This is a genomic window from Microbulbifer thermotolerans (assembly GCF_900112305.1).
Classification (GTDB): Bacteria; Pseudomonadota; Gammaproteobacteria; order Pseudomonadales; family Cellvibrionaceae; genus Microbulbifer; species Microbulbifer thermotolerans.
Genome location: NZ_FOKT01000005.1, coordinates 304,444 through 323,672 on the forward strand (window position 1 = coordinate 304,444; position 19,229 = coordinate 323,672).

Annotated in this window: 8 protein-coding genes; 1 reads left to right on the forward strand and 7 read right to left on the reverse strand. The window is 52.0% G+C overall.

What is annotated here, in order from left to right:
- Positions 1 to 230 precede the first annotated feature (230 nt).
- The gene (locus BM155_RS10050) at positions 231 to 1,367 is read left to right on the forward strand and encodes a tetratricopeptide repeat protein (protein WP_074902905.1); all 1,137 of its coding nucleotides are present in this window, start codon (positions 231 to 233) and stop codon (positions 1,365 to 1,367) included.
- Between the two features lie 80 nt (positions 1,368 to 1,447).
- On the opposite strand, the gene BM155_RS10055 is transcribed toward BM155_RS10050, so the two are convergent.
- From BM155_RS10055 to BM155_RS10085, 7 genes are all read right to left on the reverse strand, one after another.
- Positions 1,448 to 4,126: a TonB-dependent receptor plug domain-containing protein gene (locus BM155_RS10055; RefSeq protein WP_074902907.1), complete on the reverse strand. Its 2,679-nt coding sequence runs from the start codon at positions 4,124 to 4,126 to the stop codon at positions 1,448 to 1,450.
- A gap of 853 nt (positions 4,127 to 4,979) precedes the next feature.
- The gene (locus BM155_RS10060) at positions 4,980 to 5,960 is read right to left on the reverse strand and encodes a class I SAM-dependent methyltransferase (protein WP_175487779.1); all 981 of its coding nucleotides are present in this window, start codon (positions 5,958 to 5,960) and stop codon (positions 4,980 to 4,982) included.
- A 70-nt stretch (positions 5,961 to 6,030) separates the two neighbouring features.
- A complete protein-coding gene (locus tag BM155_RS10065) occupies positions 6,031 to 8,658 on the reverse strand; it encodes a TonB-dependent receptor plug domain-containing protein (RefSeq protein WP_074902909.1) in 2,628 nt (875 codons plus the stop codon).
- Positions 8,659 to 9,069: 411 nt separating this feature from the next.
- A complete protein-coding gene (locus BM155_RS10070) occupies positions 9,070 to 11,895 on the reverse strand; it encodes a TonB-dependent receptor plug domain-containing protein (RefSeq protein ID WP_074902911.1) in 2,826 nt (941 codons plus the stop codon).
- An 851-nt stretch (positions 11,896 to 12,746) separates the two neighbouring features.
- Positions 12,747 to 13,037 (reverse strand): ComEA family DNA-binding protein, encoded by a 291-nt coding sequence (locus BM155_RS10075; RefSeq protein WP_067155015.1) that lies wholly within the window; start codon positions 13,035 to 13,037, stop codon positions 12,747 to 12,749.
- Between the two features lie 154 nt (positions 13,038 to 13,191).
- Positions 13,192 to 15,984 carry a TonB-dependent receptor plug domain-containing protein gene (locus BM155_RS10080; RefSeq protein ID WP_067155012.1) on the reverse strand — a complete coding sequence of 931 codons (2,793 nt, stop codon included), beginning with the start codon at positions 15,982 to 15,984 and terminating at the stop codon, positions 13,192 to 13,194.
- Between the two features lie 288 nt (positions 15,985 to 16,272).
- Positions 16,273 to 19,170: a TonB-dependent receptor gene (locus BM155_RS10085; RefSeq protein ID WP_231902378.1), complete on the reverse strand. Its 2,898-nt coding sequence runs from the start codon at positions 19,168 to 19,170 to the stop codon at positions 16,273 to 16,275.
- Positions 19,171 to 19,229 lie beyond the last annotated feature (59 nt).

The window sequence follows — 19,229 nt, forward strand, 5'->3', positions numbered from 1 at the left end:
GTGAAACAGGGATAGGAGCGGGGGTGACTGCTTGCTTAACTCGGGTATCGAGAGGAGATGGCTCCGCTCGTATATTTCCTCCCTCGGTCTGCGGACGTCGCTTATTTGCGGGATGCTTTCGTATGCACGTTGTAATTGATCCCGGCGCGCTCGGCGACGGATACGGTTTACAGGACACAGCGATCGCGGTAAAAAAGTGCTTATAAAGTAAGCAGCAGGGGAGAATAATCATGAAAGCCCTGTCTTTGTTGGCGTTGGTACTACTTCTGGCCGCTTGCGCTGCCGCTCCCAGCCGTCAGCATGACCCAATCGACACCCGCGCGGCTCTGAGTGGCACAGCGATTCTCGGTGAGCCTGTGGACATCGCACAATTGCCCGAGCATGACCTATTGACGCTGGCCCCTGAGATACGCGAATACCTGGCCACCATAGCGCCCGGTGCCAGTCCGCGGCAGCGGCTCCTCGCACTGATCCAAGCCTTCGAATCTCGTGAATTTCGCGTGGAATACGATGCGGACAGTACGCTCAGTGCCACAGAGACCTATCGTCAGCAGCGCGGCAACTGCCTGGCTTTCACGCTTATGATGGTGGCCATGGCGCGGGAGCTGGGAGCAGAAGCCTACTTCAATCAGGTGGATGTGCCGCCAGTGTGGAGCCACGATGAGGCACAGACGTTCGTCGTATACCGCCATATCAATATGGTTTCGGAGAGTGCCCGCGGCCGAAGGGTGGTGGATTTCAATTTGGATGCCTACGACCCTCTCTACGACCAGCGCAAGCTGTCGGATACCGATGCCTTTGCTCAGTTTTACAGCAACCGCGGCATAGAATTGATGAAGCGGAATGAGCGCGAAGAGGCCTTCCGCTATTTGCGCAAGGCACTGCAGCTGCGCCCGGAGGACAGCAGCTTGTGGTCCAACCTGGGGGCTCTATACAGTCGTTATGGTTATTATGATGAAGCGGAACAGAGCTACCGCAAAGCGCTGGCGTTGCGCCCGAACAACCTGGTTGCCATCAGCAACCTAGAGCGCCTATACCGCCACAACGGCCGCAAGGAACTGGCTGACTATTATGCCCAGCGCGCTCGCTACCACCGTGAACACAATCCCTATTACCTTTTCTATCAGGCAAGAAATGCCTACGAACATGGAGAGTACCGCCGCGCCAAGCAACAGCTGCGTCGCGCCTTGTGGCAGTACGAAGACGACCACCGGTTTCATTTTTTGATGGGGTTGACGAACTACCGGCTGGGTGCACTTGAAGCGTCAAAAGAGAGCTTCAGGGAGGCTTTTTCTCTGGCAAATAACCCGGCAACCGTCAACGCATATGCGCGGAAGCTGGATTATCTGAGGCGTGTACAGCAGTGAAAATTGCTAATGCTTATATATGAAAAAGCAGGGGCGCTGAGGCGCCCCTGCTTATTAGTGACTTCTTACGAAGCGGCTGCTTAGAACTGGTAGCTGATACCAGCCCAGGCGTAGCGGCCCATGAAGTCGTAGGCACTGTTCCAGTAGGAAGTGCTTGTAGTTGTGGCCGGCTCGCGATCCGTCAGATTGTCCACGCCCGCGGTGAGGCTCACTGCATCGTTCAGATCCCAACCCGCCCGGAGGTTCAGGTATGTGTGAGAGGGGATCGGGCGGTAGGAGCTTTCACCTTTGCCCAGGTATTGCGCTTCGAGGCCCAGACTCCAGTCGGAACCATACCAAGTAGCGCTGGCGAGGCCCCGCCACTTGACGTACAACCCACTGTTTGTGCCGACGTAGCCAACCCAATCGCTGGTCTGTCCACTTTGCTCGTTGTACTCATCGTACTCGAGCAAGCGTGAAGCCTGCAGGCGCAGAGCCAGCTGGCCAGCATCGTAGTGCAGGTTGTTGATAATATCCAGATCGATGCCGCGGGTGCTGATTTCACCAATATTCATCTTGGCGCCTTCCAGGGCGATGATCTGGCCGCCGGCACCGCGGGTAATGGCGCTACAGGCACTGGTGATGCCCGAGCGGAAACACTCGTCCAGAATGAGTTGAAGGTCTGGAGACGTAATCGCGTTTTCAACCTGGATATCGTAGTAGTCCAAGGTAATGGACAGGTCTTCGATGAAGGCCGGAGTCCATACGATACCAAAGGTATAAGACTCGGCCTCTTCAGGTTCCAGTTCATCGTTGCCGCCAATATTCGTGGGAACTTGGCTACTGTCTTGAGTGAAACCAGGGGCAACGGTCAAGTCGCTACCGATAACGGCGGCATTTCTACAGAATTCGCCCTGCCCTTTCGTGTTTTTAGCGCTGGTGTCACAGGGGTCGATCAAATACTCCTGGCTCTGTGCGACGCCGCTAAAGAGTTCGTAGATACCTGGGGCGCGGAAAGAGGTGGAAGCACTGGCGCGGAAACGCAGATCTTCCACTGGCGCGTAAACAAAGCCGACCTTACCGGTGGTCTCACCGCCGAAGGTGTCGAAATCGGAGTAACGTACGGCTAAGTCTACGCTCAGTTCTTCTGCGTATTTGACACTAGACAAAATCGGCAGATTGAATTCGGCAAACAGTTCAGTGGCGGAGTACTCGCCCTCTGTTGCGTCCTGCGGGTTGCCGAAGGTAGTGCCGGCCTGGGTTTCAACGCTGGGGTTAAACTCACCGGACTCTTCCCGGTACTCGATACCTGTGGCAAATCCGAGCGCACCACCCTGGAACTGGATAGCTTCGATATCGCCAGTCAAGGAGAGGGCTGCGTTCAACAGCTCATACTCGTTGTCTTCGCGATCGTCGTAGCGCATGTAATTAATAACTTCGTCACTCCAACCGCCGGCGAATACCGGGTCGATTCCCGCTGAACCATCCAGGATTTGCTCTAGCTTGGACTTGCTATAGTAGTTGGTGACGACGTTTTCACCTTCGTTTTTGCTGTAGCTTACGAAGCTGTCCCAGCTCCAGCCGTTTGCCAGGTCCCCGCGCAGGCCGCCTAGAAAACGATAGGTATCGGTTTCCTGTTCATATTCACGGTTGCCGCCCGCCACTGGGCGGATATTCAGGCTGCTGAAGCCTTCAGTCCAGCTTGCTCCGGGGTAAGGGTTGACTTCGTCATCCATATTAGAACCTGCGGCGACCCAGGCATCATATGCGTCTTGCCAGGCTTGCTGCAGTTGGGATTGGATTTCCGGCTGGAGGTGCTGTGCCGGATCGAGGGTGAAGCCGATGCCAGCATATAATGGTTGTGCCGCCAGCTGTTGGTTCGTAGTTTTGTTGGTATAGGCTGCTTCGCCATAGATCTCTAAGGCATCGGTGATAGAGTAATTGCCTGACAAAGTAAGGCTGGTGCGCTCCATAGCACCCGCAAGCCACATGTACTGGCCAATATCATGGCTAGTTGCGCCTTCAGTCAGGGTGAGATCTTCACCGACTGTAAAGTCTCCGTAGGCAGTGCTGATGTTGCCGTTGGGAGTATAGGAACTGGTGAGGTGTGCCCAGTCGCGATCATTGTAAGTAATTTCATCCCGAACGCTGTGGCTGATATTGCCCACAAAGCTGCCGCGCTCGCCTTCATTGCCGAAAGTAATAGACAGCTCGCCGTTTTCACCACCGCCCTCTTCTGTTGCGCCGCCGCGAGCACTGATCTTCACGCCGTCGAAGGAATCCTTCATTACGACATTGATAACGCCGGCAACAGCGTCGGAGCCGTAAACTGCAGAGGCGCCATCGGTGAGTACTTCGATACGGTCAATCATGTCGACAGGGATATTGTTCATATCCACAGCGGAGCTGACGCCTGAGCTGGAAGACACAAAGCGTCGGCCGTTGACCAGAACCAAAGTACGTGCGGAACCCAGGTTGCGCAGGTCTACGAACGCCAGGCCGTTACCGCCATTGTTGTCGTTGGCGTTAATACCCGCGTTACCCATGGAAGGCAGTTGAAGAAGCAGTTCATCGATGGTGCCCACGCCGGAGCGTTGAATTGCCTCGGAGTCAACAATAGTGATAGGTCCTGTAGTGGACAGAGGGTCCCGGGCAATGCGAGAGCCTGTGACAATCACCTCTTCAACATCCGGCCCGGGCATAAAGTCCTGGCCCACAACACCAGAGCTGGCAATGGTGCCGAGAGCTGCGATAGCTACGCTCAATTTAGTTTTGATCATAGTGCATCCTTTTACGTACTCAAGGTACTTATCATTGGATTATTTGCTTATAGCAATTCATGCGCGAGCTGACTTTAATGTATTAAATAAAATTATGGAACTATTGTGACAATACGAAAATTATGCTCAGTTTGAGATCTGTTTAAGAAGTGGACTTTATGTAGATTTTTTGATCTTTGGTGGGTTTTTATATCTTAATAAAAAGGTTTTTTATGAAATTATTTTGCTATTTTTTAATTTTTTTTGGGATAACTTGGCAAAATGTGAGATATGTGATTGAGTCGACTAGATCGGAAATTGTTCGGTAGGTAAGGGAGCGGGATTTATCTCCTGCTCGAGATCAGCCGCTAAGCCGTTGACGGTTTGCGTATGTCCACCTGGTCTCAGTAGAGATAAGCTCTGGAGTAGTGCTTTGAGGGCCGGATCGCAATGTCGCCTTCAGAGCTAGGGGCAGACAGCAATGCGTGGCTGGCCGCCGGAATCCGCAGGGGGCCGTTGGGCCGCATAATTTCGCAGGTGTAGTCGTAACAGCCGTCCCGACAGACTCAATACGGATAAAGCGTAGACATCACTCCCGGAATCAGGCCTCGCGTGCGCAGCAGACATCCCAGCTGCGGAAGCGCTTGGCGCCCTGTTGGTGCTCGCGTGCATAGGTGCCAAAAGGCTTGCCATAGGATTTTGCGGTTTTGTAGTGATCCAGCCAGTATTTTTTGCTTTTCGGTGATTTGGCATTACTGATCCTACGTTTTACGGGATTGAAGGCGGGATGATGGGGGATTGGGGAGGTGTGGTGTTAAGCTGTGGAAGAATTACCGCTTACAATTAATCAGAGTTTCCTTAGTGTGAGCAGTTCCTAATTCGAATCGCATTTTTTGAAGTCAAAAAGCCAGCCAATAAGGTTTTCGTTTTCAAGGAAAGGTCTGCTAGATATTTTTTTTAATTTATTTCTCATAAATAAAGATTCAATTTTCTGCACTGATCCTTTTGTTAGGGTGGCCTTCAGCTGATCTTCAGTTCGCTGCATTGCACATATTAACTCTTTTGCAAACGTTATCGCAAAGTGGTTTTTCTGATCCATTCCAGACACAAGACTGTTTGCAAAGAAGTAATTTATGGATTTGCTGATAAATTCTGCAGGGGATGATTGTGGAAATTTTTCTAAAAGTTTATTGGTGCTCTCAATTAGAATTTTGAGTTTGTTGAGAGCGCTTTTTTGATTTAGTTTGAGTTCAAGTTCTGCTATGGATGTTATGGATCCGATTTCTTTGAGTGTAGATTTTACAAGGGTAGTAATGTGTAATTGATATTCAGCAAATTTATATGCTTCGAGATCTTCTTTACATTTAAGGTGCGTTTCAGACTCTGAAAAGTGGCAAATAGCTTTAAAATGCCCACCCTTTTTCAGGGATGAGGAAATTGATGTAATCGATTTCTCTATATTTGAGTATTCAAATCCGAATTGTGATGAGATTAGTTCAAAGCTATTTTTTTTGAACGGTAGTTGTTCTATTTCAACATTAGGATGAAAGGTTATTTCTGATAATATTTGGGTTAATTTTGGGTTTTTATTTGTCTTTTGGGGCGATATGCTGGCTAGATCTGCTGCGTGCACATCTACTTGTTTTTCTTGTTTTCTTGCTTCATCAGCGATGATAATTGCTATGGCGCCATTACCTGAAGCTATATCTAGTACCCTAGAATTGTCATCTAGTGATTTTGCTGTTTCTCTCCAAAATTCTTCTATAGCGCCCTTATAGCTATTAGGGAGCTCTTTGGCGAATGAAGTCGGGAAACCTTGCTGCCAAAATTGAGACCATGAGGTGTTGGAATTCATAGAAAAGGCCTCCATATAGGAGGCCTTATCGTGCCAAGTAAAAGTTGAATAATCAACCTAGTTTGACAGCTTATAGGTCGACAGAGTACTCGGCAAAGTAGACTCGACCAAAGTTGTTGTACAAGTCATAGTGATCGCGAGAGAACTCCCCATTCTTATCGAGTACGGGGTCTTCATCAAGCAGGTTGCGTACACCTACCCGGAAATTATGGTCATTATTGAAGGTATAGTTATACGCAACATTGTGCACCAGCCAGCTATCGAGCTCGCCTTCCGGCTTTAATGGCGGCAGTAGAGAGCCATCTTCATCAATAAGATTCTCTGCTGCATGAGAGCCTGTGTAGGACATATACCAGTCGACACGGTGATTGCCCTGAGTCCAATTTAGCCCCAAGGTTCCTTTCCACTCTGGGTACAGGTTCCAGCCCGCATGGTCTTGTACTTCTGCACCAAAGTAGGCTTGCTGACTGTATTCTATTAGATGGCTGAATAAAACATTGAAGCCAAATTCGCCAAACTCAGTCGCATAGGAGCCTTTCGCGCTAAAGTCGAGAGTTTGCAGCTCAAAACCTGGACCATTTACCGTGCCTGCACGGATCTCATCGATTTGACCGTTACCAAGACGTGTGACGGTATGCGACAAACCGGCCAGCTCTGCAAAAATCATGTCTTGAGCGCCGACTGTTTGGATCACGTTATCGACAGACAGATTAAAGTACTCAATGCCTAGGGTGATCATGTCATTTACGTCGTAGATCACGCCGGCAGTGTATGCCTCGGATTCCTCTGCGTCTAAGTCTGGGTTAGACCCAAAGTAGGTATCGAATTGTTCCTCAATGCAGCTATCAGAGGGGATACCGTTGGCCGCACAGTAGACGTAGTCGGTGGCGTCCTCTGCGGAGAAGGAGGTCACACCATACAAATCAGATAGAGCGGGCGCTTTGAAGCCTTGTCCCCAGGATGCCTTTAATGTCAGGTTATCCAGTGGGCGATAGTTGATTCCTACTTTAGGCGATGTTGCGCTGCCGAAATCGGAATAATCGTCGTAGCGTACAGCCAAGTTAACTTCAATGCTATCGGTTACAGGCAGCAAGAATTCAGTAAAGATAGCATCCAAGTCGCGACTGCCTTGGGCGCTATTGCCTGCGCTGCCACCAATCCAGCCTGCTTCTGATTGTGCGTCCACTAAGGAAGAGTACTCAATTTCCATATGCTCCAGGCCGATATAAGCCGAAGCTGTACCCCCAGGCATTTCCATAAAGTCGATTTGCGATCCCGCAAAAAGTTTGCGAGTGTCCATCTGCTCATCTGTTACAGTGGTCGCACGCAGGTTGGCGATAGCCTCTTCGCTATCCATGATCAGGTCACCATACCACTCATTGTTAATGGCGAGACCGCCATAGCTGAGATAGTTGCTGCCGATGCCTGTTGAAACGTATTTTCCGTACTGAGCGTAAACCTCGAGAGAAACAGCGTCGTTGATTTGACCCGTGATACCGACGGTACCATCCATCATCAGGTCTTCAATTGTGTTATCTCGCGGTCCTAAGGTATCCCAACGCCATGTTGCGTATGTATCTTCACCTGTGGGGTTGTCGGGGTGGTTTGCTGGCATTGGGTCAAAGACAGCAGCAGGTGGTGCGTAGCGGCCGAAGGACTCTACGCGAGAGAAGAGAACATCTGTATAGGCTTTCCAGTTGTCATCGATATTGAATTCTGCACTGGTAAAGCTGTTTGCGCGTTTGAGAGATGCGCGGTTGGCAGAGATGAGGGCGTGTGCATAGCCGCAGACGTTGCCGCCTTTGTATTGCGCATTAATAAAGCCTTCACCAATGCTCTCACAGTCGGCGCCTTCCCATAATTCTGTAGTAGGATTCCAAGTGCTACCCGGGGCTGCCCAGGTGTTGTGTACCGGGTCCCAGATAGCGCGAGCGTAACGGCTTACACCTACAGTTTCGGTATCGATATCAATATAACCGTCACCATTCTCATCTGCCCAGCGGGCGGCAGTGTAGTCACGGTCTGCATCGTAAATTTCGTCACGTGAGTTAAACTCTAGCGCAGATGTTACGGAAACGCGATCGCCGGTGGCTCCGAAAACAAAACTAACGCTTTCTTCATCCCCACCTTCTTGGGATGGACGTCCAACGCGGGACTTGAATGAAACCCCTTCGAAGTTCTTGCGCATAATCAGGTTAACAACACCTGCAATAGCGTCAGAACCGTAAGTAGATGAAGCTCCATCTGCAAGGATTTCGATTCGCTCGACGGCATCCATCGGAATCATGTTTAAGTTGACGGAACCACCGCCCCCCAGGGATGGAGAGCCTGTCACACGGCGTCCATTAATGAGTACCAAGGTACGATCTGAGCCTGCACCACGCAAGTTTACGGTTGCGTTCGATTGGGCTGAGCTACCCGAGCGCTCGCTAAATGAGCCTAGAGCATTTAAGGATGTTTCACGAAGCACGTCCGCGACAGACATGTTTCCAGAAATATCGATATCTGAGCGGTCAATGGTGACTGTTTGGCCTGCAGTGTTCAGTGTTTCACGTTTAATGCGTGAGCCGGTAACAACCACCTCTTCTACAAGCGCCGCATCGTCTTGTGCAAATGCAGGTGTAGTCGGAACCATTATTGCAGCCGCAGTCAGGCCCAAAGCCCCTTTTACAGCTACGGACAGGAGGTTCTTTTTCATTGTAAATCCTCTCTTGATCGTTGGATTTAAGTCTTTGCCTTGAATGGCGATAGTTGAAAGCGGCTACCCCCAAGTGGCCGCTTCCCTCCCAACACAGATAATGACGACTGGGCGCGGAAGTCCCTCAAAAAAAACACGATTTTTTCTGTTTCTTCGTAATGTCAGGTTTGGGAGGGGTGGGTATGATCAAAAAATAATCTGATTTTGGTTATAAATTGAACGATCTGTCGCCTCACACCTATTGATGCCTTGACTTTTACTTGGGGCCTTAGTGTCTCGTGTTGCCAGTCGGATTGCCTGGCTCTCAATTAAAGAGGTGTCACCTTCGTTCAGGTGCCGGGTTTGCAGGTTTCGCCGAGCAAACAAAAATGGGGCCCTTAAGGCCCCATCCCTAGCATGTGCTAGTAAGTTTTAGAAGGTGACGGTAAAGCCTGTAAATACACGACGACCGATCACGTCATACATGCCCGGCTCGGTATTGGCGTTAAAGGCGCTATGGAATCGCGGGGCGTCTTCATCAGTAACGTTGTTGATCCCAAGAGAAAAGTTGATGTTCTGCCATGTGTAACTACCAATAAGGTCGTGATAGATAATATCTTCGGCAACAGCGTCGTCGGTGATAGAGGCAGGGCGCAGAGCATCAACAGTTTCGTCAATGTAGCGCATATCCCAATCCAGGGTCCAATTATCACCAAAGATGCCTACGTTAGTGCTCCAGCGCCACTCAGGGAAAACTTCGAAGCCGTTTGCAGTACCAACCAGCTCACGGCTACCCGCCAGCGGGAACTCGCGTTCATAGCTTTCTACCAAAGTGCCAGTCCAGCTGAGCGTGTAGCCTTGAATGGGTCCTACACTCAGTTCTCCCTGGTACTTGGCTGCAAAATCGAAGCCGTCGGTGCGTAGGGTGCCCAAGTTACCAAAGGCACCAGATGCATCGTTGGGATACGGCATATAGCCCAGGGATGGATCGCTACTGTCTACTGGCACATCCAGGTATGGGTTTCCGCCAATGAACGCAGTGCAGGCGATAGAACTCAAATCTACGGAGTTCATGCACGCCGCATGTAGGTCGTTGATATCCTCAGCACCGATAACATTGTCGATTTCAATGTTCCAGTAGTCCACACTGAATGACAGGTTTTCCATAAAGGAGGGCGTGTATACAAAGCCCAAGTTGAAGGACTCAGATTCTTCTGGCTCCAGCGGTTTTTCTGGTGCCGAAGTTTCGTAATAGGATTGCCACGCGAAACCAAGTTCACCCGCATCCGTAGTGTTGATACCCAAAGCCTTACAGTTATCGTAAGCAACTTGTGAGATATCTCCGGCAGCGAGTCGGCGGTCGGCAAATTCACAGATAGGCTCTACAATTGGGAATCCACCAGATGCCCCTTGGTTTAGCTCGGAAATATTCGGTGCGCGAAAGCCTGTAGAAATGCCTGCCCTTACCCGCAGGTCATTGATAGGCTGATAGTCCATTCCCACTTTGAATGTGGTGGCTGATCCTGCGGATGTGTCGTAATCAGAGTAGCGTGTAGAGGCGTTAAAGCTCAGGTTGTCGAGAACTGGTAGAAAGATTTCTCCGTACACTTCTGAGACGGAAAAATCACCTTCTTGCGGGTCCCCGGCACCACCGGTTGTGAGACCACCAGATATGAATTCATCAGGAACATAGGATCCCTGTTCGTGACGGTGTTCTAAGCCCAATGCCCAGCCGGCGGTACCGCCAGGCATGCTGAACATATCACCACTGAAGTTAAGGGCTGCCATTTCCAGGCGGCCTTTATATACATCCTTCAAAGAGCCTGCAGTTAGATAATCCATTTGCTCTTGAGTGATACTGCGATAGTCACCAAATGGGTTTAGAACCCCGGCTTCCGCACACACAGGATCAGCTGCACATGCGTCTGGGTCTACTGCGATAGCCCAGCGATCAAAGCGACCATAATTGGTGGTTTCATCTGTAGTTTGGTTTTCAGCGAATGTATAGCTAAAATCCCAGTCAACGATGCCACCAAAATCACCTCTGATACCTGCTACCATCCTGTATGTATCCGCAGTCTGAGTAAACAGGCGACCACCGGACTCTTCGAAGCGGCGATTAACCCTCACGTCTTGTCCAGATATTCCTAAATCATTTGCAGGGTTATCGCCAAAAGGATTGTATGGGTTGCTTGCAGGTACGAAATCGTTCATTTGCTCTCCATTGTTAGGAGTTTGAACTGTCGTTACTGCAAAGGAAGCATCAGGAGCCAACCGCTGATGCGAAGTTCGACGAGTATATAAAGCTTCGAAATACCCCTCTGTTTCATCAGTTATTTCGACATTGCCAATAGCGCCAAACTGCCAGCGTTTGTTCGGAGTGATCAGGGCATTAACAGGCGCATAATTGTATACATCCTCAGTTGTGAATGGGCGTGCTTTACCAAGCTCTTCGTCGTAAATAAAGGTACCTACACCCGGTACTGTGATTTTACGGCTATTCGAAGAACCAGAACCTACCGCTTTAAATGTGCCGTCTTCTTGCAGTTGCGGATATAGAGCCTCTGTAGCCCAGGGACGCTCTGCTTGGTACATCTCATCTTGCTGAGAGTAACTTAATGACATCAGCATGTGGCCCCGGTCACTTCCCAGGCCGGCCAGCATAGAGAAGCCACTATTTTGTGCTTGGCCGTCTTCGGTGCCTTGCCCAAAGTTGCCTTTTAGCTCAAAGCCTTCGAAATCATCTTTTAATACAAAGTTGACAACGCCAGCCAGTGCATCGGATCCGTAAATGGTGGAGGCGCCATCTTTCAACACTTCTACGCGCTCTATCATGGCTTCCGGTACAGTATTGATGTCTACAGCACCATCGCCATTTACGTCGCCAATGGTACGCCGGCCATTAATCAGTACCAGGGTTCGGTTAAAACCCAGTCCGCGCATATCGATTTTTTTTTGACCTTGGTCGCTCCCATTGTTTGTGGATGTGCCCATTTGGTAGCCGGTGAAGGCCGGGTCTTCTTTCAGGAATTCATCAATACTGGCTAAACCAGCTTTATCCAAATCTTCTGAGCCATAAGTGGAAATGGGACTAGAGGAACTAAAGTCGTCTCGGGCTATGCGAGAGCCAGTAACAATAACTTCTTCTACTGTTGTCGCATTTTCTTGTGCAATGGTAGGCATAGCGGGAATCAAGACTGCAGCCGCAGTCAGGCCCAAAGCCCCTTTTACAGCTACGGACAGGAGGTTCTTTTTCATTGTAAATCCTCTTTTGATCGTTGGATTTAAGTCTTTGTCATGAATGGCAATAGTTGAAAGCGGCTACCCCCCAAGTGGCCGCTTCTCTCCCAACAAAGACGAAGACGAATAGGCGAGTATTTCCCTCAAAAGAAGCGCAATTTATTATGTTTTTTCGTATTGTCAGGTTTTGAATGTTGTTCAGGTAAAAACTAATTTTTCAATTAATAAAAAATGATTGATTTTTTGTGAATGACCTTATATATGGGAGTTATATTATGCATGAGAGTTTTGTTATATATGGGTGGTTGTTTGTAAAATATATTTTGCCAATTGGTCGCTTCGTGACTGAATTTTTTAACAGTAAGACCTTGGATCTTGTTTTTTGTATGTTGTTGCGTGACTGCTAAGGAACCTATGATTAATTCATTTCCTGGTGGCAGATGTTCTTCGGGGGCGGATGTGAAGCTCAGGTGATAGAGCGGATATTTCGAAACCGTCGGATACAAGGAGGTATCCGGCGGAGCTACAGGGAAGTACTCGTGCGTTTTCTAAATATCCGCCCTATTGCCTGAGTGCCCCGATAGCTAACATTGTGTTCACGCGAATTAATCAGAGGTTCCCTAATTTCACTGGGGAAACTAAAACGATTAGCTTTTAGTGCAGACCTATTTGCTATTACCTTGATCTGCATTGAGGGTTTCCTGTGCCATCTTAGATCTTATTTTGCTTCGTTTTTTCTAATCCGTATCAAGCTTCCTTATGAGGCATGTCCCAGACATCTCTCCCTTGGGTGCCAGCCAATAGCGGAGACGAAAAACTAACATCTTATCCGGCCCCGCTGTCGCCAGCAGGGCCGGACTCCAGCTAGCTTAGAGCCGTATTTTGTCGCGATTTTTGTCCAGAGTGGCCTGGCCGATTCCTTTGATTTCCAGCAATTGCTCCAGCGAGGTGAAAGGGCCGTGCTGGTCGCGGAACTGGATGATCAGTTCCGCTTTGCTTTGGCCGATGCCGTCCAGTTTTTCAGCGAGTTCCTCTGCCGTGGCGGTATTGATGTTGACGGAGACGACATCATGTTCATCGGCGGCGAGGGTGGCGGCGGGGGCGCAGAGCAGGTATAGGGCTGCGAAGATGGCGGTGCAGTAGGCACGGATGGTTTTCATTGTATTTCCTCCCTGTTGGTTGTTTTGCTTCCGGAACAGTCCCATTTCTCCGGAAGTGAAAACTCTACCAGCTCACCGAGATCTTGAAAGCAGTTTCCGATTACACGTTATTACACGGAGGAGAGGGCCCCACCCGGAAGGGTGGGGCTGAAGGTCAGAAGGATAGGGTGATGCTGCCGTAGAAGAAACGGCCGATAGTGTCGTAGTTCAGTGGCAGGGTATTCATATCATCGTAGTTGGTGACGTAGGGTGGCTGTTGGTTCCAGACATTGCGGATGCCGCCGGAGATTTTCACGTCTTCCCAGCAGAAGTAGGCGGCGCGGATGTCCTGGTACCAGGTGGCGTCCACCTGGGTGGCTAGGTCTGCGGTATTGGGAGATATGTCATCGACGCTTCCTTCCATTCGGACAGTGGTGCCCACGCTCCAGTAATCCGCCTCGTAGTCCGCGCTCATATAGAGCTTCCAGCGCGGGAAAGCGGCGATACGGGTGGTCACCGGGTCTGCGCCAAATTTGCCGGCGAGGTTGATTTCAGGGTCGAACGCACTGGCTTGGAACTTGTAATCGTGCAGGTAGGTGGCGAGGCCTTGCACGGCGATATTACCTTCCCAGAAATCCCAGTTGTAAAAGGCCCCCAGATCCACGCCATCTGTTTCAAAAGTGGAGATGTTTTGAGTAATGAGTGCTTGCCCGGCGATAGTGGCGTTGGCGGCGCGCCGGGGGCCAAACGCACCTGTTTGCTGGCCTACGGCTGTCGGGCCGAGGATCAGGTTGCAGAAGTCGTTGTTGGGGAAGCTGGCACTTGCGTAACAGTTGTCCACTATCTGGTCGGTGGTGAAGGTGCCAATAGCGTCTTCAACATCGATGCGCCAGTAGTCCAAGGTAAAGCTGAGGTCCTCTACAAAGGTGGGTGTCCAGACAGCGCCCAGTGTCCAACTTTCAGACGTTTCCTTGTCGAGGTCGGGGTTACCGGCGAAGAATCCGGTGGCCTGCGGGCCGCCGGAGATCTGCGGTGAATTGATGAGGGAAGGACTGTCGGCGTTGCAGTTGGCAATAACCGTTGGATCTGTCGCCTCGAAGCAGGGGTCGGAGTAGCGTTCGGCGGAGAGTTCTGCGGGGCTGAACAAGTCGTCTAGGCCGGGTGCGCGGAAGCCCTCGTTATAGCTGCCTCGGAACCGCAGTTCTTCGAAGGGGGCGTATTCGACAATTGCGGCGAAGGTGGTGTCGTCGCCGATGGTATCGTAGTCGGAGTAGCGCGCGGAGACTTCGAAAGCGAGCAGATCAGCCCAGCGCTGCCCTTCCAATACCGGGGCGCGAACTTCCACGTAGCCCTCGTCCACACTGTAGCTGCCGCTCCAGGGAGTTCCCTGGACGAAGTAAATTTGCCCCAGCTGGGCGGCGCCGTCCACAGTGACTTCGACGGACTCTGAGCGGTGCTCATACCCAGCCGCCCAGGCCCAGGCTTCACTGGTGAGTGCGAAGCCGCCGAAGTCGCCGGTTACGTTGATCTGGAAGCTGCGCAGGGTTTCCTTTTCCACCGGTGAGTTGGTGACAAGCCCGAACTCGATCATATCTTCGGTCAAGGTGTCGGGATCGAAGGGGTTCCAAATACCGCAGTTGGGGTCTTCCGGGCAGTCTGCTGAGGCGAACTCTTCACCGATGATGTTGCCTTCGTCATCGCGGATAAAGTTGACTGAAGCGAGGAGCGTGTCCATATTCGTCTGATTAGCTCTGCCCCTGTCTATCTGGGGGTCTACCCAGCGGGCATAAGTGTAGGAAATATCCCAGAGCCAGTCGTTGCACCACTCTCCGTTGAAACCGATCACACCTCGCCAGGTGCTGAGATCTTGAGTGAAGGAGCGGCCTCCCGCTTCCGTTAGGCGCCGGGTGACGAACACCGGTTCGCCGATGGGATTGAAGGGGTTGTCCGCCGCAATTCCCGGTCCCCAGAAGGTGCCCTCGGGGGCGAGTAGTTGATCGGACTGCCGGTTGGTATATAGCAGTTCCGAAAAGGCGTTGATGGTGGTCAGGTTTTTGATATCCCAAAGTTCATGTTCGCCGTAGCCGTAAATACTGAACACTTCCTGCGGAGTGATCAGGTAGCTGAACTCGGCGAAATTGAAGCCGTCCGACGCTTGGAAGGGGCGCACTTGTCCGGTGGTCGGGTCCACGATAAAACCGGGGTCGTCCGGGTTGTCAGTGAAAAATTGTGCGGGTGTCGTGGTGCCACTGCCGAAGCAGAAAACCTGTCCTCCACCTTCAGCCAGCGGGCACTGTGAAAATTTGCGATCGCCCTGAAAAATGTCGTCGCGTTTGGTGTATTCAACATTCAGCATGACATGACCTTTTTCGGTTTCGGCGCCAAAGGTCATGGAGGCGAGCCACTGTTCGCCATCGCTTTCGTCGGTAATGCCATAGTCGGCGCGGATCTGGGCACCTTCAAAATCTTTTTTGGTGATGATGTTGACGACCCCGGCGATGGCGTCGGAACCATAAATAGAGGATGCGCCGCTTTTTAAAATCTCCACTCGATCAATGATGGAGATGGGGATGGTGTTCAAATCGACAGTTCCCGTCAGAGTTCCGGCGGATACCAGTCTGCGGCCATTGAGCAGTACCAGGCTGCGCGAAGAGCCCAGGCCGCGCAGGGATACCGTCGCCAAGCCAGGGTTGCCGTTATTGACGGATGAGCCGAACTGGCCGCCCGTCATGGAGGGTAGTTCCTGTAGGAAATCTTCGAGCGTGGTTTCACCGGAGTTTTCCAGAGCCGCGGCATCGAATACGGTGATGGGAACAGTGCTGGTGGCGTCAGTTGCGCGTTGGATACGCGTACCGGTAACGACGACTTCTTCCACTTCCTGAGCAAAGGACAAAGTGGCAAAACTGGCGGATACGGTGGCGGTTGCGATAGCGCCCTTAATTGCCCGGGATAGATGGGATCTGTCCATGGTATACCTCTCCTGATACCGGATCTAAACGCCGAATATGGCAGTGCCCTCCATGACAACTGCAAACTTCTATCAACAGAGGCTTGCTAAAACACTAGAACATTTTTGTTGTAGGGGGAGTTTCCACCGAGCATTAATGCGCCGTTGGCGACTATTGTCGGTTTTTTTAGGTGTCAATGGTTTTTTTGGCTGTCAAAAAACGGAAAGTGGAGGAAAAAAGCGAGGCGTTTGATCGAAGGTTGTCCGAGTGGACTGCGGCTGCTGGCTATTGCTGGAGGAATGCCGCAACTAAAGAGAATACGCCAAAGTGGTGTACCAATAGCGGCCGCTCAGGTCGTAGGTACGTCCGTCAAAGTTATCGTTGAAGGCTGTGGCGGCGAAAGGTGGTTCCCGGTCGAACAGGTTGTCGATACCGACGGCAATGCGCAGGCCGCCGGGCAGTGCGTAGGCAACTTGCAGATCGTGTGTCGTCCAGCTGTCTATTTCGCGGGTGATACGGGTGTTGTCGAGTGTGAAAGACTCCTCCAATGCACTGACAAAATGCACGGTATAGCCACCTTCCCAGGGGCCTTTTTTCCAGTAGATTCCGGTGTTGGCCTTCCATTTTGGCAGGGAACCGGCGCCGCCACTGGCGGCATCCACGAAGGTTCCCACCAAGTCTTCGGTTGCTTCACCGGGTGCCGCCTGATTTAGGTAGCGCTGGATGTGGCTCGCGTTAAACGACCAGCGCAGCTGCCCCAGCATGTCTGAATTGTGCTCGTAGCGCATGGCTAGGTCTGCACCTCGTACTTCTCGGGCTCCGATATTGAGGCGCGTGGCGAGGATGGTAATGATTTCGCCCTGTTCATCCCGCTGCACACGGTCGGAGAAGAGGGCGTAAGAGGCGTTTTGGTCGATAAGGTATTGTGGGCTGGTATCGATGACATCGTTCTGGCGAATTTCGAAGAGGTCCAAGGTGGCGCTGAAGCCCTTTAATTTTGCCGGGGTCCACACGATCCCCAGGGACCTGTTATCAGAGGTTTCCGGCTGCAGATCCGGATTGCCGCCATACTCTGTCAAATATTGGATGCGAGCACCGTCCGCCTGGCCGCGGCAACCGGGCAGGGTGATGGCATCTCTACCGGTGCAAGGATCGAACAGGTATTCCTGGCTTTGATAACCACTCTGATTCATGTCGATTAGAGTCGGTGCTTTGAAGCCTGTGGCGTAGCTGGCGCGCAGCATCAGAGACGGAAGAGCCCGGAACCGCAGGGCGACTTTGGGGTTGGCGGTGCTGCCGAAATCGCTGTAATTGGAGTAACGCAACGCGCCGTCCAGCCAAAAACGGTCCGCAACCAAGGGGAGTGAAATCTCGCCGAAAGTTTCGCTAATTATGCGATGACCTTGTGCCGACCCGGCGGTGACCCCGCCAATATAGGAGAGGCCCATGGCGTCGTTGGAGCGAAAGTCGATGGCTTCGCGGCGGATTTCCATTCCGAATGCGGCGAGGATATCGCCGGCACCACTGGTGCCAAGTGTGCCATTGGCGATATAAGTTAAAGATGTCATTCGGGTGATTCCGTCCACCAAACTTTCGGCGCGAATGTAATCGAGCTGTTCTGCATCGATACTGCCGCTGGGTCCCAGTAAATTAATGGGGATGCAGTCGCTCTCGGAATTGCAGATATCCGGGCCTTTGAGCCCGAGCGACAGGGCAAGGGGATCAATCAGGCTGCTGAGGCTTTCCGACGCGTGCGTATAGTGTTGCGCCGCGGTCAGCTCCCACTGCCAGCTGTTCAACATTCCAGTGAGCCCCAAATTGAGGCGCCAAGTCTCTGTGTCGTTGTTTTGTACACGCGGCCCCAATTCCAATACCCGCTTGCGGACATCGGTGATTTCCTGCCCGAAAGGGTTGTAAATATTGTCCGCGGAAATTGTCAGGTCACCGTTGTCAAATCGCGTAAATACTGGTGTCGGTGCCAAAGTAGTCTCGGCCGAGGTCCTGATTCCCATAAGTTCTATAAACAGTTGGGAGTTGTCTCCCAGGTCCAGGTTACCTTCCAGGTAGGCCGATTGCCGCTCGGATGGTACCAGTGCGGTTGTGTATTCGCTGTAGTCGTAGCGGTCCTCTTGGGTCCAGGGGCGGTAGCTGCCGTCAGCGTTGGCGGTCAGGACGATGTCATCGCTCAAGGCGATATAGCTGGAAGGCGATGCGGAGGAGCGATTGTCCGTGCCTCCGCGGCTGCGGTTGTCCGCAGTGGCAGAGATTTCCCTGTCGCGGCTCATCAGCGCATCCTGGCGGTAATGGGCAAGGCTCAGCATCAAATGGCCGCGTTCGCCGTTCTTGCCCCAAGTCAGGTGATGGGATCCTGTCTGTTGATCGCCGCGCTGCGCTTCGCCGTAGTAACTGTTGACTGATAGGCCCTCGAAGTCCCGGCGCAGGATGATGTTGACCACTCCGGCAATGGCGTCGGAGCCGTAGACTGCCGATGCGCCGTCTTTGAGTATCTCTATACGGTCCACAGCGGACAGTGGAATGGTATTCAAGTCCGCCGCCTCGCCGCCGAAGCCATTATTGACGATACGCCGGCCGTTGATTAATACCAGTGTGTTGCTGGCGGGAAGGCCGCGCAAGGTGACAGTTGCAGTGCCATCGCCCCCATTAGTGACTGAGGTACTGGTGGAATTGCCGGAGACGGCGGGCAGGAATTTGAGCAGCTCGGAAACAGTCTGAGCACCTGTGATCTCCAGCTCCGGCTGGGCCAGAATGTCGATGGGCGCATAACTGTCCAACTGAGGGTGACGCAGGTGGCTACCTGTCAGCATGCGGCCGGTAACGCTGATCTCTTCGGTATGTCCCTGCGAGAGCGCGCCCTGTTCTTCCGGCTCGGGCTTCCGGGGAACTACGGCTACCGCGCTCGGGCCAAGGAGCTCGTAGGTAAAAGGCAAATCTTGCAGCAGCTGACGCAATATCGGCTCAATATCGCCGTCATTAGTATTGAGTTGCTGCTTGGGCAGGGCGTAACTGGCCGCGGATGAGGCCTGTACAAGAACGGAGACTTGGCACTGACGACCGAGGGATATCAGAGCGCGGGACAGATTGCCCGCCGGGAGAGTGACACCGGATGTAGGGCAGGCGGCGATTGCCCCTTCGCAGAGCAACAACAGGATCGCCAGCGACAGTGTGGCCCGGTGCCGTAGATTCAATGAGGTGCCCGCCTAGGTTTTGGTAGTGCTGCCCTGGCGCTGGGCCGGGCAACTTATTT